This is a genomic window from Pseudomonas sp. W3I7 (assembly GCF_030816095.1).
GTDB classification, from domain to species: domain Bacteria; phylum Pseudomonadota; class Gammaproteobacteria; order Pseudomonadales; family Pseudomonadaceae; genus Aquipseudomonas; species Aquipseudomonas salomonii.
This window is the reverse complement of the sequence record NZ_JAUSXP010000001.1, coordinates 5,261,153-5,276,917: the sequence shown is the minus strand read 5'-3', so window position 1 is coordinate 5,276,917 and position 15,765 is coordinate 5,261,153. Positions and strand designations below refer to the sequence as shown.

The window sequence follows — 15,765 nt, the reverse complement described above, 5'->3', positions numbered from 1 at the left end:
CGTGGTGGTTGACGGTGAGAGGCTCCAGGGCTGTGGCCGTTTGCCGCAGTTTCGCTGTCCGTCGCTTTGCTTCGTTTATACTCGTGCCGATCCGCCTGCAGCGCTCACCGGGAGAGCTCATGCTCGCCGCCGTAAAACTTACTTCCGCCACACGCCAGAACCTCTGGCGCCTGACGTTCATCCGTACCCTGGTACTGGCCGCACAGGCCGGCTCCGTCGGGCTTGCCTATTGGTTCGACCTGCTGCCGCTGCCGTGGCTGCAACTGGGTGTGACCCTGGCGTTTTCCACGGTGCTGTGCGCGTTCACCGCCATCCGTTTGCGCACTACGTGGCCGGTGACCGAGTTGGAATATGCGCTCCAGTTGGCCTGCGACCTGTTTATCCACAGTGTTTTGCTGTATTTCTCCGGTGGTTCCACCAACCCGTTCGTTTCGTATTACCTGGTGCCACTGACCATCGCCGCCGTGACCTTGCCATGGCGCTACTCGGTGGTGCTGTCGGGCATTGCGCTGACGCTCTATACCTTGCTGCTCGCGCAATTCTATCCGCTGCAAACCTTTCCCATCGCCCGCGAAAACCTGCAGATCTACGGGATGTGGCTGAGCTTTGCGCTGTCTGCGGCGGTGATTACGTTCTTCGCTGCACGCATGGCCGAAGAGCTGCGCCGCCAGGAAGAGCTGCGCGCTATTCGCCGCGAAGAAGGCCTGCGCGACCAGCAATTACTGGCCGTCGCCACCCAGGCCGCCGGCGCCGCCCACGAATTGGGCACACCACTGGCGACCATGAGCGTGCTGCTTAACGAGATGACCCAAGACCATCACGACCCAGTGCTGCAAGAAGACCTCGGTGTGTTGCGCGAACAGGTCAAGCAGTGCAAGCAGACCTTGCAGCAACTGGTGCGCGCCGCCGAAGCCAATCGCCGCCTGGCGGTAGATATGCAGGACGTGACCCAGTGGCTCGATGAGGCCCTGAACCGCTGGCACCTGATGCGTCCCGAAGCCAGCTACCGCTTCAACCTGCTGGGGCAGGGCACGGTGCCGCGCATGGCGCCGCCGCCGGACCTGACCCAGGCCTTGCTCAACCTGCTGAACAACGCCGCCGACGCCTGCCCCGAAGGCCTGGGCGTACAGCTGGACTGGGACGCCGAAAACGTCACCATCAGTATTCGTGACCACGGCGCCGGCGTGCCGCTGGCCATTGCCGAGCAGATCGGCAAACCGTTCTTTACCACCAAGGGCAAAGGCTTCGGCCTCGGCCTGTTTTTGAGCAAGGCCAGCGTGACCCGCGCGGGCGGCTCAGTGAAGCTCTATAGTCATGAGGAAGGTGGCACGCTCACCGAGCTGCGCCTGCCCCGTGTCGCACGAGGAGATATCGATGAGTGACGAGATCCAAGTCGAAGGCGAAGAACTGCCGCACCTGTTGCTGGTAGATGACGACGCCACCTTTACCCGCGTAATGGCGCGCGCCATGAGCCGTCGTGGCTTTCGCGTGAGCACCGCAGGTTCGGCTGAAGAAGGCCTGACCATCGCCCAGGCCGACCTGCCGGACTACGCCGCGCTCGACCTGAAAATGGACGGCGACTCCGGCCTGGTGCTGCTGCCCAAGCTGCTGGAGCTGGACCCGGAAATGCGCGTGGTGATCCTCACCGGTTATTCCAGCATCGCCACTGCCGTCGAGGCCATCAAGCGCGGCGCCTGCAACTACCTGTGCAAGCCGGCGGATGCCGACGACGTGCTGGCTGCCTTGCTCTCCGAGCACGCCGACCTCGACACCCTGGTGCCGGAAAACCCGATGTCGGTGGACCGCCTGCAGTGGGAACACATCCAGCGCGTGCTCACCGAGCACGAAGGCAATATCTCCGCTACTGCCCGCGCGTTGGGCATGCACCGACGTACCCTGCAACGCAAGTTGCAGAAACGCCCGGTACGGCGCTGAACAAAGTCTGAACAATCCGCTTCAGGCCGCACGGAGCCCTGAACCGATCGTCTATGATCGGTTCAAACGCCTGTCACATTTTCTTACAGAGCCTGAACGATGAATCAGAACGCTGAGTATTCCGCGGTCAACGACGCGGTGCATGGGCACTTCCTGCGCCGAACGTGGGCGATGATCACACCCTATTGGCGCAGTGAAGAGAAGGGCAAGGCCTGGTTGTTGCTGGCTGTGGTGGTTGGTCTGACGCTGTTCAGTGTCGCGATTTCCGTGTGGCTCAACCACTGGTACAAGGATTTCTATAACGCCCTGGAAAAAAAGGACACTGCGGCTTTTTGGCAGCAGATCATCTATTTCTGCGGCATCGCTGCAGTGGCTATTCTCGGCGCGGTCTACCGCCTTTATCTGACCCAGATGTTGACCATTCGCTGGCGCGCGTGGCTTACCGAAAAGCACTTTGCACGCTGGCTTAACAACAAGAACTACTACCAGTTGGAGCAGGGCGGCTACACCGATAACCCGGACCAGCGGATTTCCGAAGACCTCAATAGCTTTACCTTGAACACGTTAACGCTGGGTTTGGGCCTGTTGCGCAATGTGGTCAGTCTGGTGTCGTTCTCGATTATCTTGTGGGGCGTGTCGGGCAGCATCGAAGTGTTCGGTATCACCATCCCCGGCTACATGTTCTGGTGCGCATTGCTGTATGCCGCCGTCGGCAGTTGGCTGACGCACCTGATCGGCCGTCGTTTGATCGGCTTGAGCAACCAGCAGCAACGGTTCGAAGCAGACTTGCGTTTCTCCATGGTGCGCGTGCGGGAAAATGCCGAAAGCATTGCTTTGTACAATGGCGAGTCAAACGAAAATCAACGTTTGAGTGCGCGGTTCGGCAAGGTCTGGCACAACTTTTGGGACATCATGAAAGTGTCCAAGCGCCTGACATTCTTCACCGCAGGCTATGAGCAGATCGCGATTGTCTTTGCGTTTATCGTGGCGGCACCGCGCTATTTCGCCGGCAAGATCGAACTGGGTGAGCTGATGCAAATCAACTCGGCATTCGGCAATGTGCAGGGCAATTTCAGCTGGTTTATCACCGCTTACTCCGACCTCGCCAGCTGGCGTGCCAGCAGTGACCGTCTGCTGAGTTTCCATGAGGCCATGAGCCGCAACGAGCAACGTGCTCCGGCCATCGATGTGCGCCCGCACGGCGAGCAACTGGTGGTCAAAGACCTGGGCATGGACCTGGCCGACGGTCGCCACCTGCTCACTGACGCCGACATGACGGTAGAGCCTGGGCAGCGCGTGATGCTCAGTGGGCGTTCCGGTAGCGGTAAAAGTACGTTACTGCGCGCCATGGGCAACTTGTGGCCGGCGGGCCATGGCAGCATTCGCCTGCCGGCGGCGCGTTATCTGTTCCTGCCGCAAAAGCCTTACTTGCCGATTGGCAGCCTGAAGGCCGTGTTGAGTTACCCACAAGACGACAGCACCTACCCGGCCGAACGTTATGCACAGGTCCTGGAAACCTGCCGCTTGCCCCATCTGGTCAGCCGTCTGGATGAGGCCAACCACTGGCAGCGCATGCTCTCACCCGGTGAGCAGCAGCGCCTGGCCTTTGCTCGCGCCTTGTTGTTCGCGCCGCAATGGCTGTACATGGACGAAGCCACCTCGGCCATGGATGAAGAGGATGAGGCGAACTTGTATCAAGCGTTGATCGATGAACTGCCGGGGCTGAGCATCGTCAGTGTCGGCCATCGCAGCAGCCTCAAGCGCTTCCATGGGCGGCATGTGCGGATTGAGGGTGGGCTGTTGCAGGAGCAACCCGTCTCCTGAGGTCGAACTCGATCAAAATGTGGGAGCGGGCTTGCTCGCGAATGCGGTACATCAGTAACAATCAAGCTGCCTGACCCACCGCCATCGCAGGCAAGCCAGCTCCCACACTTATTTGTGGCAGACCTGAATCCTGTGCACGCGGCAGTTCAAGTGTGGGAGCGGGCTTGCTCGCGAATGCGGTGTATCAGCAGTAGATAAGCTACCTGACCCACCGCCATTCGCAGGCAAGCCAGCTCCCACACTCATTTGTGCCAGACCTGAATCCTGTGCCCACCACCTTTCAACTGTGGGAGCGGGCTTGCCCGCGAATGCGGTGTATCAGCAGTAGATAAGCTACCTGACCCACCGCCATTCGCAGGCAAGCCAGCTCCAACGCTTATTTGTGGCAGACCTGAATCCTGTGTCCACCACCCTTCAACTGTGGGAGCGGGCTTGCTCGCGAATGCGGTCTGTCAGTTGCAGTTGTTTTGACTGATCCACCGCTTTCGCGAGCAAGCCCGCTCCCACAGTGGATCTCCACTGTTCTGGAGAGTGAGCACCCACAAAAAAGCCCGGCTGATCATCGATCAGCCGGGCTTTTTAGTGCTTGAAAATTACTTACTTCTTCAAGCCGTAATGCTCATCCAGCATGCCTGGGGCGTTCGGCGTTTTTGGCGCGTAGTCCCGTGGTGGCTCCTGGTTTTCCCGCGGTGGCGTCAAGCGCTCCCGTGGGGCTTGCGGTGCATCGGAATGCAGCGCGGCCAGCAGGCGCTGGCGGGTGATGTCGTCGAGGGCGAGGCGGTTGGCGCCATCGGCGAGATGATCCTGTACTTCCTGGTAGCTCTGAGTGAGCTTCTTGACCAGGGTCGCGGTGCTGTTGAAGTGGGTAACAACCTCGTTCTGATAACTGTCAAAACGTTCCTGAATGTCATCCAGCTGACGCTGCGTGCGGTTAGGCGCGGCATTCGGCAGCAAGCGGGCAACCAGGAATCCAATGGCGACACCGGCAACCAGGGCAAGAGTCGGCAACAACCAAACTAAGAGCGAGTGTTCCACGAGTCCTTCCTCTATAAACGGCTTTGCTTTACGTTAACGGCTCAAACCTGCGCTGTATACCGCGATTAAGCTCGCAATGATGCCATGCACAGACTTTTAGCTAGACGAGTCGACCCTTTGAGAGGTCACGGAGTTCATTCCTTGCTCATGCGTGAAACCCCCGTTTTGATCGCTGGCCCGGTAGGCCAATTGGAAGCCTTGTACCTGGATCACCCCGAGCCACGTGGCCTGGCGCTGATCTGCCACCCTAACCCGGTGCAAGGTGGCACCATGCTCAATAAAGTCGTTTCGACCCTGCAGCGTACTGCCCGCGATGCTGGTTTGATTACTTTACGTTTCAATTACCGTGGCGTCGGCGCGAGCGCCGGTACTCACGACATGGCCACCGGTGAAGTGGACGATGCCGAAGCGGCGGCCACCTGGTTGCGGGAAAAACACCCTGAACTGCCGATTACCCTGCTCGGCTTTTCCTTCGGCGGCTACGTCGCGGCCAGCCTCGGCGGCCGCCTGGAAGCCAAGGGCGAAAAGCTTGCGCACCTGTTCATGGTCGCCGCCGCGGTGATGCGCCTGCGTGATACCGACGTGCTGCCCCAAGGCTGCCCATTGACCCTGATCCAGCCGGAAACCGATGAAGTGGTCGACCCGCAGCTGGTCTACGATTGGTCCGCCGACCTCAAACGCCCCCATGAGCTGCTGAAAGTGGCAGAATGCGGACACTTTTTTCATGGCAAGCTCACCGATCTCAAGGATCTGGTGCTGCCGCGCCTCTCGAATTGATAGCAGTCTGATAAGCGATTACCCATGACGACTCGTACCCGTATCCTCACCGGCATCACTACCACCGGCACGCCGCACCTGGGCAACTACGCCGGTGCGATCCGCCCGGCGATCCTCGCCAGCCAGGACGCGAATGCCGATTCCTTCTACTTCCTGGCCGACTACCACGCCCTGATCAAGTGCGATGACCCGCAGCGCATCCAGCGCTCGCGCATGGAAATCGCCGCGACCTGGCTGGCCGGTGGCCTGGATGTGAACCGGGTAACCTTCTATCGCCAGTCCGACATCCCGGAAATCCCCGAGCTGACCTGGCTGCTGACCTGCGTTGCCGCCAAGGGCCTGCTCAACCGCGCCCACGCCTACAAGGCCTCGGTGGACAAGAACGTCGAAAGCGGTGAAGACCCGGACGCGGGCATCAGCATGGGCCTGTACAGCTACCCGGTGCTGATGGCGGCGGACATCCTGATGTTCAACGCGCATAAAGTGCCGGTGGGCCGCGACCAGATCCAGCACGTGGAAATGGCCCGCGACATCGGCCAGCGTTTCAACCACCTGTTCGGCAACGGCAAAGAATTCTTCACCATGCCCGAGGCGTTGATCGAAGAAAGCGTCGCCACCTTGCCGGGCCTGGACGGCCGCAAGATGTCCAAGAGCTACGACAACACCATCCCGTTGTTCACCAGCGCCAAGGACATGAAGGACGCCATCTCGCGGATCGTCACCGACTCGCGTGCGCCCGGCGAAGCCAAGGACCCGGACAACTCGCACCTGTTTACCTTGTTCCAGGCATTTGCCAGCAAGGCTCAGGAACAAGAGTTCCGCGCCGAGCTGCTGCAAGGCCTGGGCTGGGGCGAGGCGAAGAACCGCCTGTTCCAACTGCTCGACAGCCAACTGAGCGAGCCGCGCGAGCGTTACCACCAGTTGATGTCGCGCCCCTCGGACATGGAAGACCTGCTGCTGATCGGCGCCAAGAAAGCCCGCGCCGTGGCCGCACCGTTCCTTGCCGAGCTGCGTGAAGCCGTGGGCCTGCGCTCGTTCGTCAACCAGGCCGCCGCGCCGGTGGCGGCCAAGAAGAAAGCCGCGAAAGCTGCGCGCTTTGTGAGCTTTCGTGAAGACGACGGCAGCTTCCGCTTCCGTCTGCTGTCGGCCGAGGGCGAGCAATTGCTGTTGTCGCGCAATTTTGCCGACGGCAAAACAGCGGGCGCAGTGACCAAGCAACTGCAAAACGGCGACGCGCTGGATCTACGTACTGAGGCCACAGGCTTCAGCGTATGGCTGGACGGTGCTGCCGTGGCTGATAGCGCTGGCTTTGCCGACGAAACGTCACGCGATGCAGCCATCGCCGCCTTGCGCGTTGCGTTGACCCCCATCGAGGATTAACCCGACCAAGGGTTGATTGCCATTATTCAGGGCCGTCGTTACAGTGACGGCCCGTTTTTGTTGCCTTGCTAACGAAATTATGACGCCCCTAGAACGATATCAAGCTGATCTGAAACGCCCTGAGTTCTTCCATGACGCGGCCCAGGAAAATGCGGTGCGTCATTTGCAGCGCCTGTACGACGACCTGGTCGCGGCCTCGCACAACAAGCCAGGGATGTTCAGCAAGCTGTTTGGCAAGAAAGACCACACGCCGGTCAAAGGCCTGTACTTCTGGGGTGGTGTGGGCCGCGGCAAGACCTACCTGGTCGACACCTTCTTCGAAGCACTGCCCTTTAAGGAAAAGGTGCGTACGCACTTCCACCGCTTCATGAAGCGTGTGCACGAAGAGATGAAGACGCTGCCGGGCGAGAAAAACCCGCTGACCATTATCGCCAAGCGCTTCTCCGACGAAGCGCGGGTCATCTGCTTCGATGAATTCTTCGTCTCCGACATCACCGACGCCATGATCCTCGGCACCTTGATGGAAGAGCTGTTCAAGAACGGCGTGACCCTGGTCGCGACCTCGAACATCGTGCCCGACGGCTTGTACAAGGACGGCCTGCAACGTGCTCGCTTCCTGCCGGCCATCGCGCTGATCAAGCAGAACACCGAGATCGTCAACGTCGACAGCGGTGTCGACTACCGTTTGCGTCACCTTGAGCAGGCCGAGCTGTTCCACTTCCCGCTGAACGAAGCGGCGCATGAAAGCCTGAAAAAGAGCTTCCGCGCGCTGACGCCGGAATGCACCCAGGCGGTGGAAAACGACAAGCTGATGATCGAGAACCGCGAAATCATCGCCCTGCGTACCTGCGATGACGTGGCCTGGTTCGAATTCCGCCAGCTGTGCGACGGCCCACGTAGCCAGAACGACTACATCGAGTTGGGCAAGATCTTCCACGCGGTGATCTTGAGCGGCGTGGAGCAGATGAGCGTTACTACCGATGACATCGCGCGGCGGTTCATCAACATGGTCGACGAGTTCTACGACCGTAACGTGAAGCTGATCATCTCGGCGGAAGTCGAGCTCAAGGACCTCTACACGGGCGGTCGCTTGAACTTCGAATTCCAGCGCACCCTGAGCCGCTTGCTGGAAATGCAATCCCACGAGTTCCTGTCGCGTGGGCACAAGCCTTAAAAGCAACCCAGATCAAATGTGGGAGCGGGCTTGCTCGCGAATGCGGTGGATCAGTTAAAGATGCATTGACTGACACACTGCATTCGCGAGCAAGCCCGCTCCCACATTTTTTACCGTGTTGAGTCTGGCTTACGCGGCTTGCTGGAACTGTTGGCGGTACTGGTTCGGCGACAGCTCGGTGTGCTGCCTGAACAGCCGCGCAAAGAAGCTTGCATCGTCGTAACCCACTTCATAGCTGATGGTCTTGATGCTCTTGCGACTGCCCGAGAGCAGGCCTTTGGCCGTCTCGATGCGCAGCCTTTGCAGGTAATGCAGCGGCTTGTCACCCGTGGCCGTCTGGAAGCGGCGCATGAAGTTGCGAATGCTCATGCCGTGTTCCCGGGCGACGTCTTCGAAGCGGAACTTGTCGGCAAAGTGCTCTTCCAGCCAGTGCTGGATTTGCAGGATGATCACATCCTGGTGCAGCTTCTGCCCGCCAAAACCGATGCGCCCTGGCGCGTAGTTGCGCTGCACTTCGTAAAGGATGTCGCGGGCCACCGCCTGGGCGATGTTGGCGCCGCAGAAGCGTTCGATCAGGTAGATGTAAAGGTCACACGCCGAGGTGGTGCCGCCGGCGCAGTACAGGTTGTCGGCGTCGGTGAGGTGCTTGTCCTGGTTGAGCTGCACCTTGGGGAAACGCTCGCTGAAGGCGTTGAAGAAGCGCCAGTAAGTGGTTGCCTCTTTACCATCGAGCAGCCCGGCTTCGGCAAGCCAGAACACTCCGGTGGCTTCGCCGCACAGCACCGCGCCACGCGCATGTTGCTCGCGCAACCACGGCAGCACTTGCGGGTAGCGGCTGCACAGGGCTTCGAAGTCATCCCAGAAGGCCGGCAACACGATGATGTCGGCGTTTTCCAGGCCGCCGTCCACCGGCATGATCACATCGCTGAAGCTGCGTACCGACTGCCCGTCAGGGCTTACCAGTCGCGTTTCGAATGCCGGGGTCAGGCCCAGGCCTTGCTGTTTGCCATAACGCAGGCTGGCGAGGTGGAAGAAATCCTTGGCTTGCATGAGGGTGGAAGCGAATACCCGATCAATGGCCAAAATGCTGACGCGCCGCAAGGGCGTGGAGATTTGGTTAGACATAATTTCATTTATTCTTATAGGGGAAAGTGGTCACCAGACGGCTGGATCGTCTTATTTTTTGTCGCATGTGTCCAGTGTCCTGTGACGCCTTCGCGGCATAGGCTCTGTGGTCTGGTCTTTGTCCGACAATCCACGCAGGTGACCCATGATCCCCAGAACCTTGTTCAGCTCGGAGCACGAACTCTTCCGCGAAAGCGTGCGCACCTTCCTTGAAAAACACGCTGCGCCGTTCCACGGGCAGTGGGAAAAGCAGGGTTACATCGACCGTAATCTGTGGAGCAGGGCGGGGGAGGCGGGGATGCTGTGTTCCCACCTGCCGGAGGAATACGGCGGGCTGGGCGCGGACTTTTTGTACAGCGCGGTAGTGATCGAAGAGATCAGTCGCTTGGGCCTTACCGGCATCGGCTTCTCCCTGCATTCGGACATCGTCGCACCTTACATCCTGCACTACGGCAGTGAAGCGCTGAAGCACAAGTACCTGCCCAAATTGATCTCTGGCGAGATGGTCACGGCCATCGCCATGACCGAGCCGGGTGCCGGTTCTGACCTGCAAGGTGTGAAGACCACCGCCGTGCTGGATGGCGATGAGTATGTGATCAACGGCTCCAAGACCTTTATCACCAATGGCTACCTCGCCGAGTTGGTGATCGTGGTGGCCAAGACCGACCCCAAGGCCGGCGCCAAGGGCACCAGCCTGTTTCTGGTGGAAGCCGACACGCCGGGCTTCGACAAGGGCAAGCGCCTGGAGAAGGTGGGCATGAAGGCCCAGGACACTTCGGAGCTGTTCTTTCAGGATGTACGCGTGCCCAAGGAAAACCTGCTGGGTCAGGCAGGCATGGGCTTCGCCTACTTGATGCAGGAGCTGCCTCAGGAGCGGCTGACCGTGGCGATTGGCGCGCTGTCATCCGCCGAAGCTGCGCTGCAGTGGACCCTGGACTACACCCGCGAGCGCAAGGCGTTCGGCAAAGCGATTGCCGACTTTCAGAATACTCGCTTCAAGCTGGCGGAGATGGCCACCGAGATTCAGATCGGCCGCGTGTTTGTCGATAAATGCATGGCGCTGCACCTGGAAGGCAAGCTCGACGTGCCCACCGCTGCGATGGCCAAGTACTGGGCCACCGACCTGCAATGCAAAGTGCTCGATGAGTGCGTGCAGTTGCACGGTGGCTACGGCTTCATGTGGGAATACCCGATTGCGCGGGCCTGGGCGGATGCGCGGGTGCAGCGCATTTATGCGGGGACCAATGAGATCATGAAGGAGATTATTGCGCGGGCGCTTTGATGGTCTTGTGGTGCTGTTTAAGGGCCCATCGCAGGCAAGCCAGCTCCCACATTTGAAGGTATTCACAATTCAAAATGTGGGAGCTGGCTTGCCTGCGATAGCTATCTACAAATCAATCAAGGCGCTGGGTTCGGATGATCCTTCTGAATCGCCTCAATCCCATCCAGAACCTCTTTGGACAGTTCCAGGTCAGCACTGGCAATGTTGCTGTCCAATTGCTCCAGGCTCGTGGCGCCAATAATATTGCTGGTCACAAACGGCTGTTGCGTCACAAACGCCAGGGCCATCTGCGCCGGGTCCAGGCCATGTTCCCGCGCCAGGGCCACATAACGGCTGCACGCGGCTTCCGACTGCGGGTTGAAGTAGCGGCTGAAACGGCTGTACTCGGTCAGGCGCGCCTTGGCCGGGCGTGCGCCATTTTCGTATTTGCCGCTGAGCATGCCGAAGGCCAGCGGTGAATAGGCCAGCAAGCCGCATTGCTCGCGAATCGCCACTTCCGCCAAACCCACCTCAAAGCTGCGGTTGAGCAGGTTGTAGGGGTTCTGGATCGACACGGCGCGGGTCCAGCCACGGGCTTCGGCCAAGGCCAGGAACTTCATGGTGCCCCATGGGGTTTCGTTGGACAGGCCGATATGGCGGATCTTGCCGGCCTTGACCTGTTCGTCCAGCGCTTCGAGGGTTTCTTCCAGCGGGGTCAGGTCGTCTTCGTCCTTGTGCTTGTAGCTCAGTTGGCCAAAGAAGTTGGTGCTGCGCTCCGGCCAGTGCAGCTGGTAGAGGTCGATCCAGTCGGTTTGCAGGCGCTTGAGGCTGGCATCCAGGGCTTCGACGATGTGCTTGCGGTTGTGGCGCAGGTGGCCGTCGCGGATGTAGTCGATGGTATTGCCGGGGCCGGCGATCTTGCTGGCGAGGATCCAGTCGGCACGGTCGCCGCGGCTTTTGAAGTAATTTCCGATATAACGCTCGGTGGTGGCATAGGTGTCGGCTTTAGGCGGCACCGGGTACATTTCGGCGGTGTCGAGGAAGTTGATCCCTGCGGCCTTGGCCCGTTCGATCTGTGCGAAGGCCTCTGCCTCGCTGTTCTGCTCACCCCAGGTCATGGTGCCCAAGGCGATCGCGCTTACGTTCAGATCGGTGCGGCCCAGCTGTCGATAATCCATCGGGTACTCCTTCGGGGGAAAACAATCATAAAAGCAGGTTGAATTTTTTTTCGCAATCTGCATAATTGCCCACCTCTTTCTGCAGTGGAAGTGATGCGCCGCCTGCCGAAGAATCTTGCCGTTGAACGGACGCGCCGACCCGAGCCCCCGATAGCGTCTGTATCCGGCTGCCTTTGACTTGTCAAAGTACGCACTATTCAGTAAGATCCGCCGTCTAATTTACAGGGCGGCCCCTGAGGCTATTAAAGAATGACAACTTTTACTGCAAAACCGGAAACAGTTCAGCGCGACTGGTTTGTCGTCGACGCCGCTGGTCAGACCCTGGGTCGTCTGGCCACTGAAGTCGCCAGCCGTCTGCGTGGCAAGCACAAGCCTGAGTACACCCCTCACGTTGACACCGGTGACTACATTGTCATCATCAACGCCGAGCAGGTACGTGTTACCGGCAACAAAGCGCAAGACAAAATGTACTACCGTCACTCCGGTTTCCCAGGCGGTATCAAGTCTTCGAACTTCGAAGGCCTGATCTCCAAGAAGCCTGAAGCCCCGATCGAAATCGCGGTCAAAGGTATGCTGCCTAAGGGCCCACTGGGTCGCGATATGTTTCGCAAGCTGAAAGTCTATGCGGGCGCTGTACACCCTCATGCTGCTCAGCAGCCCCAAGAACTGAAGTTTTAACGGAATAGTTCATTATGTCGGCGACTCAAAATTACGGCACTGGCCGTCGCAAAACCGCTACCGCTCGCGTTTTCCTGCGTCCGGGTACTGGTAACATCTCGATCAACAACCGCACTCTGGAAAATTTCTTCGGTCGCGAAACTGCCCGCATGGTAGTTCGTCAGCCGCTGGAACTGACCGAGACTGTTGAAAAGTTCGACATCTACGTCACCGTTATCGGTGGCGGTGTAAGTGGTCAAGCTGGCGCAATCCGCCACGGTATCACTCGCGCTCTGATGCAGTACGACGAAACCCTGCGTGGCGCTCTGCGCAAAGCTGGCTTCGTAACTCGCGATGCTCGTGAAGTTGAACGTAAGAAAGTCGGTCTGCGTAAAGCGCGTAAGCGTCCGCAGTACTCGAAGCGTTAATTCGCTTTACGTTCCACAAAAACGCCCAACTCCTCACGGAGCTGGGCGTTTTTTATTGCCTGCGATTTATGCATAAATTTCACCGTGACAACTTGCCACATCCGTAGACCCCCTATACTACAAGGCCTGGAGGCTGAGCCCTGGGCAATTCCCTTGTCATACGTGGGGCTTTTCATTACCATCCGACAAAATTTTTATAAGTAAAGATTCAACACTTAGTAGACGCCTGATTTAACAGGCCAAAAAGCTGATGGGAGAGGACTGAATGAGCAATGACGGCGTGAATGCAGGCCGGCGTCGCTTCTTGGTAGCAGCCACATCCGTGGTGGGTGCTGCAGGAGCGGTGGGGGCTGCGGTCCCGTTCGTGGGGTCATGGTTTCCCAGTGCCAAGGCGAAAGCCGCAGGTGCACCGGTGAAGGTGAATGTCAGCAAGATCGACCCAGGCCAGCAGATGATTGCTGAGTGGCGCGGTCAGCCGGTCTTCATCGTTCGTCGTACTGAGGAGATCCTGGGGAATCTGAAGAAAATCGAAGGTCAGCTATCTGACCCCGACTCTAAGAACTCCGACCAGCCCGCCTACGTCGATAAGGAAATCCGTTCGATCAAGCCAGAGATCCTGCTGCTGATCGGTATCTGCACCCACTTGGGTTGCTCGCCTACCTTCCGCCCGGAAGTTGCTCCTGCCGACCTTGGCAAGGATTGGGTCGGTGGCTACTTCTGCCCTTGCCACGGCTCCCACTACGACCTCGCCGGTCGCGTCTACAAGTCACAACCCGCACCACTGAACCTGCCAGTGCCGCCACATCACTACGAGACTGACAGTGTCATTGTCATTGGCGTCGACGAGGGGGAGAAAGCCTGATGAGCAAGTTCATGGATTGGGTGGATGCGCGCTTCCCCGCCACTAAAATGTGGGAAGACCATCTCAGCAAATATTACGCTCCAAAAAACTTCAACTTCTTCTACTTCTTCGGCTCGCTGGCATTGCTGGTGCTGGTCAACCAGATCGTCACCGGTGTGTGGCTGACGATGAGCTACACGCCGTCGGCGGAGGAGGCGTTCGCCTCCGTCGAGTACATCATGCGTGACGTCGAGTACGGCTCGATCCTGCGTCTGCTGCACTCCACCGGCGCATCGGCGTTCTTCATCGTCGTGTATATGCACATGTTCCGGGGCCTGCTCTACGGTTCATACCAGAAGCCACGCGAGCTGGTGTGGGTGTTTGGCATGCTGATCTACCTGGCGTTGATGGCCGAGGCCTTCATGGGCTACCTGCTGCCGTGGGGCCAGATGTCGTACTGGGGCGCCCAGGTGATCATCTCGCTGTTTGGTGCTATCCCGGTGATCGGCAACGACCTGACCCAGTGGATTCGTGGTGACTACCTGATCTCCGGCATCACCCTGAACCGCTTCTTCGCCCTGCACGTGGTGGCACTGCCCATCGTGATTCTGGGCCTGGTGGTGCTGCATATCCTGGCGCTGCACGAAGTGGGTTCCAACAACCCCGATGGTGTGGACATCAAGAAGCACAAAGACGAAAACGGCATCCCGCTGGATGGCATTCCGTTCCACCCGTACTACACCGTCAAAGACATTGTCGGCGTGGTGGTCTTCCTGTTCATCTTCTGCTCGATCGTGTTCTTTTTCCCGGAGATGGGCGGTTATTTCCTGGAGAAGCCGAACTTCGAACAGGCCAACGCCTTCAAGACGCCAGAGCACATTGCGCCGGTCTGGTACTTCACGCCGTTTTACGCGATCTTGCGGGCTATCCCCGACAAGCTCATGGGCGTAATGGCCATGGGCGCGTCGATTGCGCTGCTGTTCGTACTGCCGTGGCTCGACCGCAGCCCGGTCAAGTCGATGCGCTACAAAGGCTGGCTGAGCAAGATCTGGCTGTGGGTGTTCTGCATTGCATTCGTGATCCTGGGCGTATTGGGCGTATTGGCGCCGACCCCTGAGCGCACGCTGCTGTCGCAGGTCTGCACCTTCCTGTACTTCGCCTACTTCATTCTGATGCCGTTCTACACCCGGCTCGAGAAGACCAAACCGGTTCCGGAAAGGGTGACTGGCTGATGAAAAAGTTATTCGTTGCTTTGATCCTTGCGGCGCTGCCGCTACTGTCCTTCGCGGCCGAGCACGGCGCGGAGCTGGAAAAAGTCGATATCGACGTGTCTGACAAGGCCGCCATGCAAGATGGCCTGCGTACGTTCACCAACTACTGCATGGGCTGCCACAGCGCCAAGTTCCAGCGTTACGAGCGGGTTGCCGATGACCTGGGCATTCCCCATGAGGTGATGCTCAGCCACGCCGTGTTCACGGGCGCCAAGATCGGCGACCACATGAACATCGGCATGCAGCCGGCAGATGCCAAGGCCTGGTTCGGCGCGGCGCCGCCCGACCTGACCCTGGTGGCGCGCGTGCGCGGTACCGATTGGCTGTATGGCTACCTCAAATCCTTCTACGAAGACCCGGCGCGCCCTTACGGTGTGAACAACAAAGTCTTCCCGAACGTCGGCATGCCTAACGTTCTGGTCGGCCTGCAGGGTCGCCAAGTGGTAGGATGCAAGCAGGTTCAGGTCGTTGAAGACGGCAAGAAGCAATATGATCCGCTGACCGGCACGCCTCTGACACACGAAGCGTGCGATCAACTGACCATCGTGCCCAAGACCGGTACGCTGAACGAAGAGCAGTTCGACGAGAAGGTCAAGAATCTGGTGACCTTCCTGGCCTACTCGGCCAACCCGGTCAAATTGCAGCATCAGCGCATCGGTACGTATGTGTTGCTGTACCTGGCCTTCTTCTTCGTGTTTGCTTATCTGCTCAAACGCGAATACTGGAAGGATGTGCATTGATCCAACCGTAAGCAATTGCTGTTAATCTTGCGCGCCCAGCGGCATCTCTGAATACGTAGCGGTCTGGTTGAACCAGGCACTACAGGGATGCTCTCTGGGCGCGCTCGTTTTTGAGCTTTCCATAATTTCAACAAGCGAG

At 58.9% G+C, this 15,765-nt stretch carries 15 protein-coding genes; 12 read left to right on the top strand and 3 right to left on the bottom strand.

Features of this window, described 5'->3' with window-relative positions; genetic code table 11:
- The first annotated feature begins 119 nt into the window (after positions 1-119).
- From QF043_RS24390 to QF043_RS24380, 3 genes are all read left to right on the top strand, one after another.
- Positions 120-1,382, top strand: a complete 1,263-nt coding sequence (locus QF043_RS24390; RefSeq protein WP_110622086.1) for an ATP-binding protein — start codon at positions 120-122, stop codon at positions 1,380-1,382.
- Positions 1,375-1,935, top strand: coding sequence for a response regulator transcription factor (locus QF043_RS24385; protein WP_003171731.1), 561 nt, complete (start codon positions 1,375-1,377; stop codon positions 1,933-1,935). The genes QF043_RS24390 and QF043_RS24385 overlap by 8 nt, the downstream gene beginning before the upstream one ends.
- Before the next feature lie 99 nt (positions 1,936-2,034).
- Complete coding sequence (locus tag QF043_RS24380; protein WP_307420466.1) at positions 2,035-3,759, top strand: ABC transporter ATP-binding protein/permease; 1,725 nt, start codon at positions 2,035-2,037, stop codon at positions 3,757-3,759.
- Positions 3,760-4,356: 597 nt separating this feature from the next.
- Here QF043_RS24380 and QF043_RS24375 read toward each other — a convergent pair.
- Positions 4,357-4,794, bottom strand: coding sequence for a YhcB family protein (locus tag QF043_RS24375; RefSeq protein WP_017138275.1), 438 nt, complete (start codon positions 4,792-4,794; stop codon positions 4,357-4,359).
- Positions 4,795-4,941: 147 nt separating this feature from the next.
- Between QF043_RS24375 and QF043_RS24370 the strand changes: the two genes are divergently transcribed.
- The 3 genes from QF043_RS24370 (at position 4,942) to zapE (ending at position 8,125) form a co-directional block, all read left to right on the top strand.
- Positions 4,942-5,571 (top strand): alpha/beta hydrolase, encoded by a 630-nt coding sequence (locus QF043_RS24370; protein ID WP_307421507.1) that lies wholly within the window; start codon positions 4,942-4,944, stop codon positions 5,569-5,571.
- A 24-nt stretch (positions 5,572-5,595) separates the two neighbouring features.
- A complete protein-coding gene (locus QF043_RS24365) occupies positions 5,596-6,951 on the top strand; it encodes a tryptophan--tRNA ligase (RefSeq protein WP_307420465.1) in 1,356 nt (451 codons plus the stop codon).
- 79 nt (positions 6,952-7,030) lie between these two features.
- A complete protein-coding gene (gene zapE, locus QF043_RS24360; protein ID WP_065911585.1) occupies positions 7,031-8,125 on the top strand; it encodes a cell division protein ZapE in 1,095 nt (364 codons plus the stop codon).
- A 129-nt stretch (positions 8,126-8,254) separates the two neighbouring features.
- On the opposite strand, the gene QF043_RS24355 is transcribed toward zapE, so the two are convergent.
- On the bottom strand, positions 8,255-9,175 hold the full coding sequence (locus QF043_RS24355; RefSeq protein WP_177336516.1) for a GlxA family transcriptional regulator: 921 nt from the start codon (positions 9,173-9,175) through the stop codon (positions 8,255-8,257).
- Positions 9,176-9,395: 220 nt separating this feature from the next.
- Here QF043_RS24355 and QF043_RS24350 point away from each other — a divergent pair, with 220 nt between their 5' ends.
- Complete coding sequence (locus QF043_RS24350) at positions 9,396-10,532, top strand: acyl-CoA dehydrogenase family protein (protein ID WP_307420464.1); 1,137 nt, start codon at positions 9,396-9,398, stop codon at positions 10,530-10,532.
- 116 nt (positions 10,533-10,648) lie between these two features.
- Here the strand turns inward: QF043_RS24350 and QF043_RS24345 are convergent, their stop codons facing one another.
- Positions 10,649-11,689: an NADP(H)-dependent aldo-keto reductase gene (locus QF043_RS24345; RefSeq protein ID WP_307420463.1), complete on the bottom strand. Its 1,041-nt coding sequence runs from the start codon at positions 11,687-11,689 to the stop codon at positions 10,649-10,651.
- Positions 11,690-11,938: 249 nt separating this feature from the next.
- On the opposite strand from QF043_RS24345, the gene rplM reads away from it, so the two are divergent.
- The 5 genes from rplM to QF043_RS24320 all read left to right on the top strand — a co-directional run bounded on the left by rplM (position 11,939) and on the right by QF043_RS24320 (position 15,626).
- Positions 11,939-12,367 (top strand): 50S ribosomal protein L13, encoded by a 429-nt coding sequence (rplM, locus tag QF043_RS24340; RefSeq protein ID WP_003171742.1) that lies wholly within the window; start codon positions 11,939-11,941, stop codon positions 12,365-12,367.
- 14 nt (positions 12,368-12,381) lie between these two features.
- The gene (gene rpsI / locus QF043_RS24335) at positions 12,382-12,774 is read left to right on the top strand and encodes a 30S ribosomal protein S9 (RefSeq protein WP_003216038.1); all 393 of its coding nucleotides are present in this window, start codon (positions 12,382-12,384) and stop codon (positions 12,772-12,774) included.
- A 265-nt stretch (positions 12,775-13,039) separates the two neighbouring features.
- A complete protein-coding gene (gene petA, locus QF043_RS24330; RefSeq protein WP_003216040.1) occupies positions 13,040-13,636 on the top strand; it encodes a ubiquinol-cytochrome c reductase iron-sulfur subunit in 597 nt (198 codons plus the stop codon).
- Positions 13,636-14,847 carry a cytochrome bc complex cytochrome b subunit gene (locus QF043_RS24325; RefSeq protein WP_017138268.1) on the top strand — a complete coding sequence of 404 codons (1,212 nt, stop codon included), beginning with the start codon at positions 13,636-13,638 and terminating at the stop codon, positions 14,845-14,847. Before petA ends, QF043_RS24325 begins: the two co-directional genes overlap by 1 nt.
- Complete coding sequence (locus QF043_RS24320; RefSeq protein WP_068932034.1) at positions 14,847-15,626, top strand: cytochrome c1; 780 nt, start codon at positions 14,847-14,849, stop codon at positions 15,624-15,626. Before QF043_RS24325 ends, QF043_RS24320 begins: the two co-directional genes overlap by 1 nt.
- The last annotated feature ends 139 nt before the right edge of the window (positions 15,627-15,765 follow it).

Bases quoted from the DNA above. Each gene is read 5' to 3' on its own strand.
- QF043_RS24390 (WP_110622086.1), top strand. From the start codon at position 120: ATGCTCGCCGCCGTAAAACTTACTTCCGCCACACGCCAGAACCTCTGG.
- QF043_RS24385 (WP_003171731.1), top strand. From the start codon at position 1,375: ATGAGTGACGAGATCCAAGTCGAAGGCGAAGAACTGCCGCACCTGTTG.
- QF043_RS24380 (WP_307420466.1), top strand. From the start codon at position 2,035: ATGAATCAGAACGCTGAGTATTCCGCGGTCAACGACGCGGTGCATGGG.
- QF043_RS24370 (WP_307421507.1), top strand. From the start codon at position 4,942: ATGCGTGAAACCCCCGTTTTGATCGCTGGCCCGGTAGGCCAATTGGAA.
- QF043_RS24365 (WP_307420465.1), top strand. From the start codon at position 5,596: ATGACGACTCGTACCCGTATCCTCACCGGCATCACTACCACCGGCACG.
- zapE (WP_065911585.1), top strand. From the start codon at position 7,031: ATGACGCCCCTAGAACGATATCAAGCTGATCTGAAACGCCCTGAGTTC.
- QF043_RS24355 (WP_177336516.1), bottom strand. From the start codon at position 9,175: ATGCAAGCCAAGGATTTCTTCCACCTCGCCAGCCTGCGTTATGGCAAA.
- QF043_RS24350 (WP_307420464.1), top strand. From the start codon at position 9,396: ATGATCCCCAGAACCTTGTTCAGCTCGGAGCACGAACTCTTCCGCGAA.
- QF043_RS24345 (WP_307420463.1), bottom strand. From the start codon at position 11,689: ATGGATTATCGACAGCTGGGCCGCACCGATCTGAACGTAAGCGCGATC.
- rplM (WP_003171742.1), top strand. From the start codon at position 11,939: ATGACAACTTTTACTGCAAAACCGGAAACAGTTCAGCGCGACTGGTTT.
- rpsI (WP_003216038.1), top strand. From the start codon at position 12,382: ATGTCGGCGACTCAAAATTACGGCACTGGCCGTCGCAAAACCGCTACC.
- petA (WP_003216040.1), top strand. From the start codon at position 13,040: ATGAGCAATGACGGCGTGAATGCAGGCCGGCGTCGCTTCTTGGTAGCA.
- QF043_RS24325 (WP_017138268.1), top strand. From the start codon at position 13,636: ATGAGCAAGTTCATGGATTGGGTGGATGCGCGCTTCCCCGCCACTAAA.
- QF043_RS24320 (WP_068932034.1), top strand. From the start codon at position 14,847: ATGAAAAAGTTATTCGTTGCTTTGATCCTTGCGGCGCTGCCGCTACTG.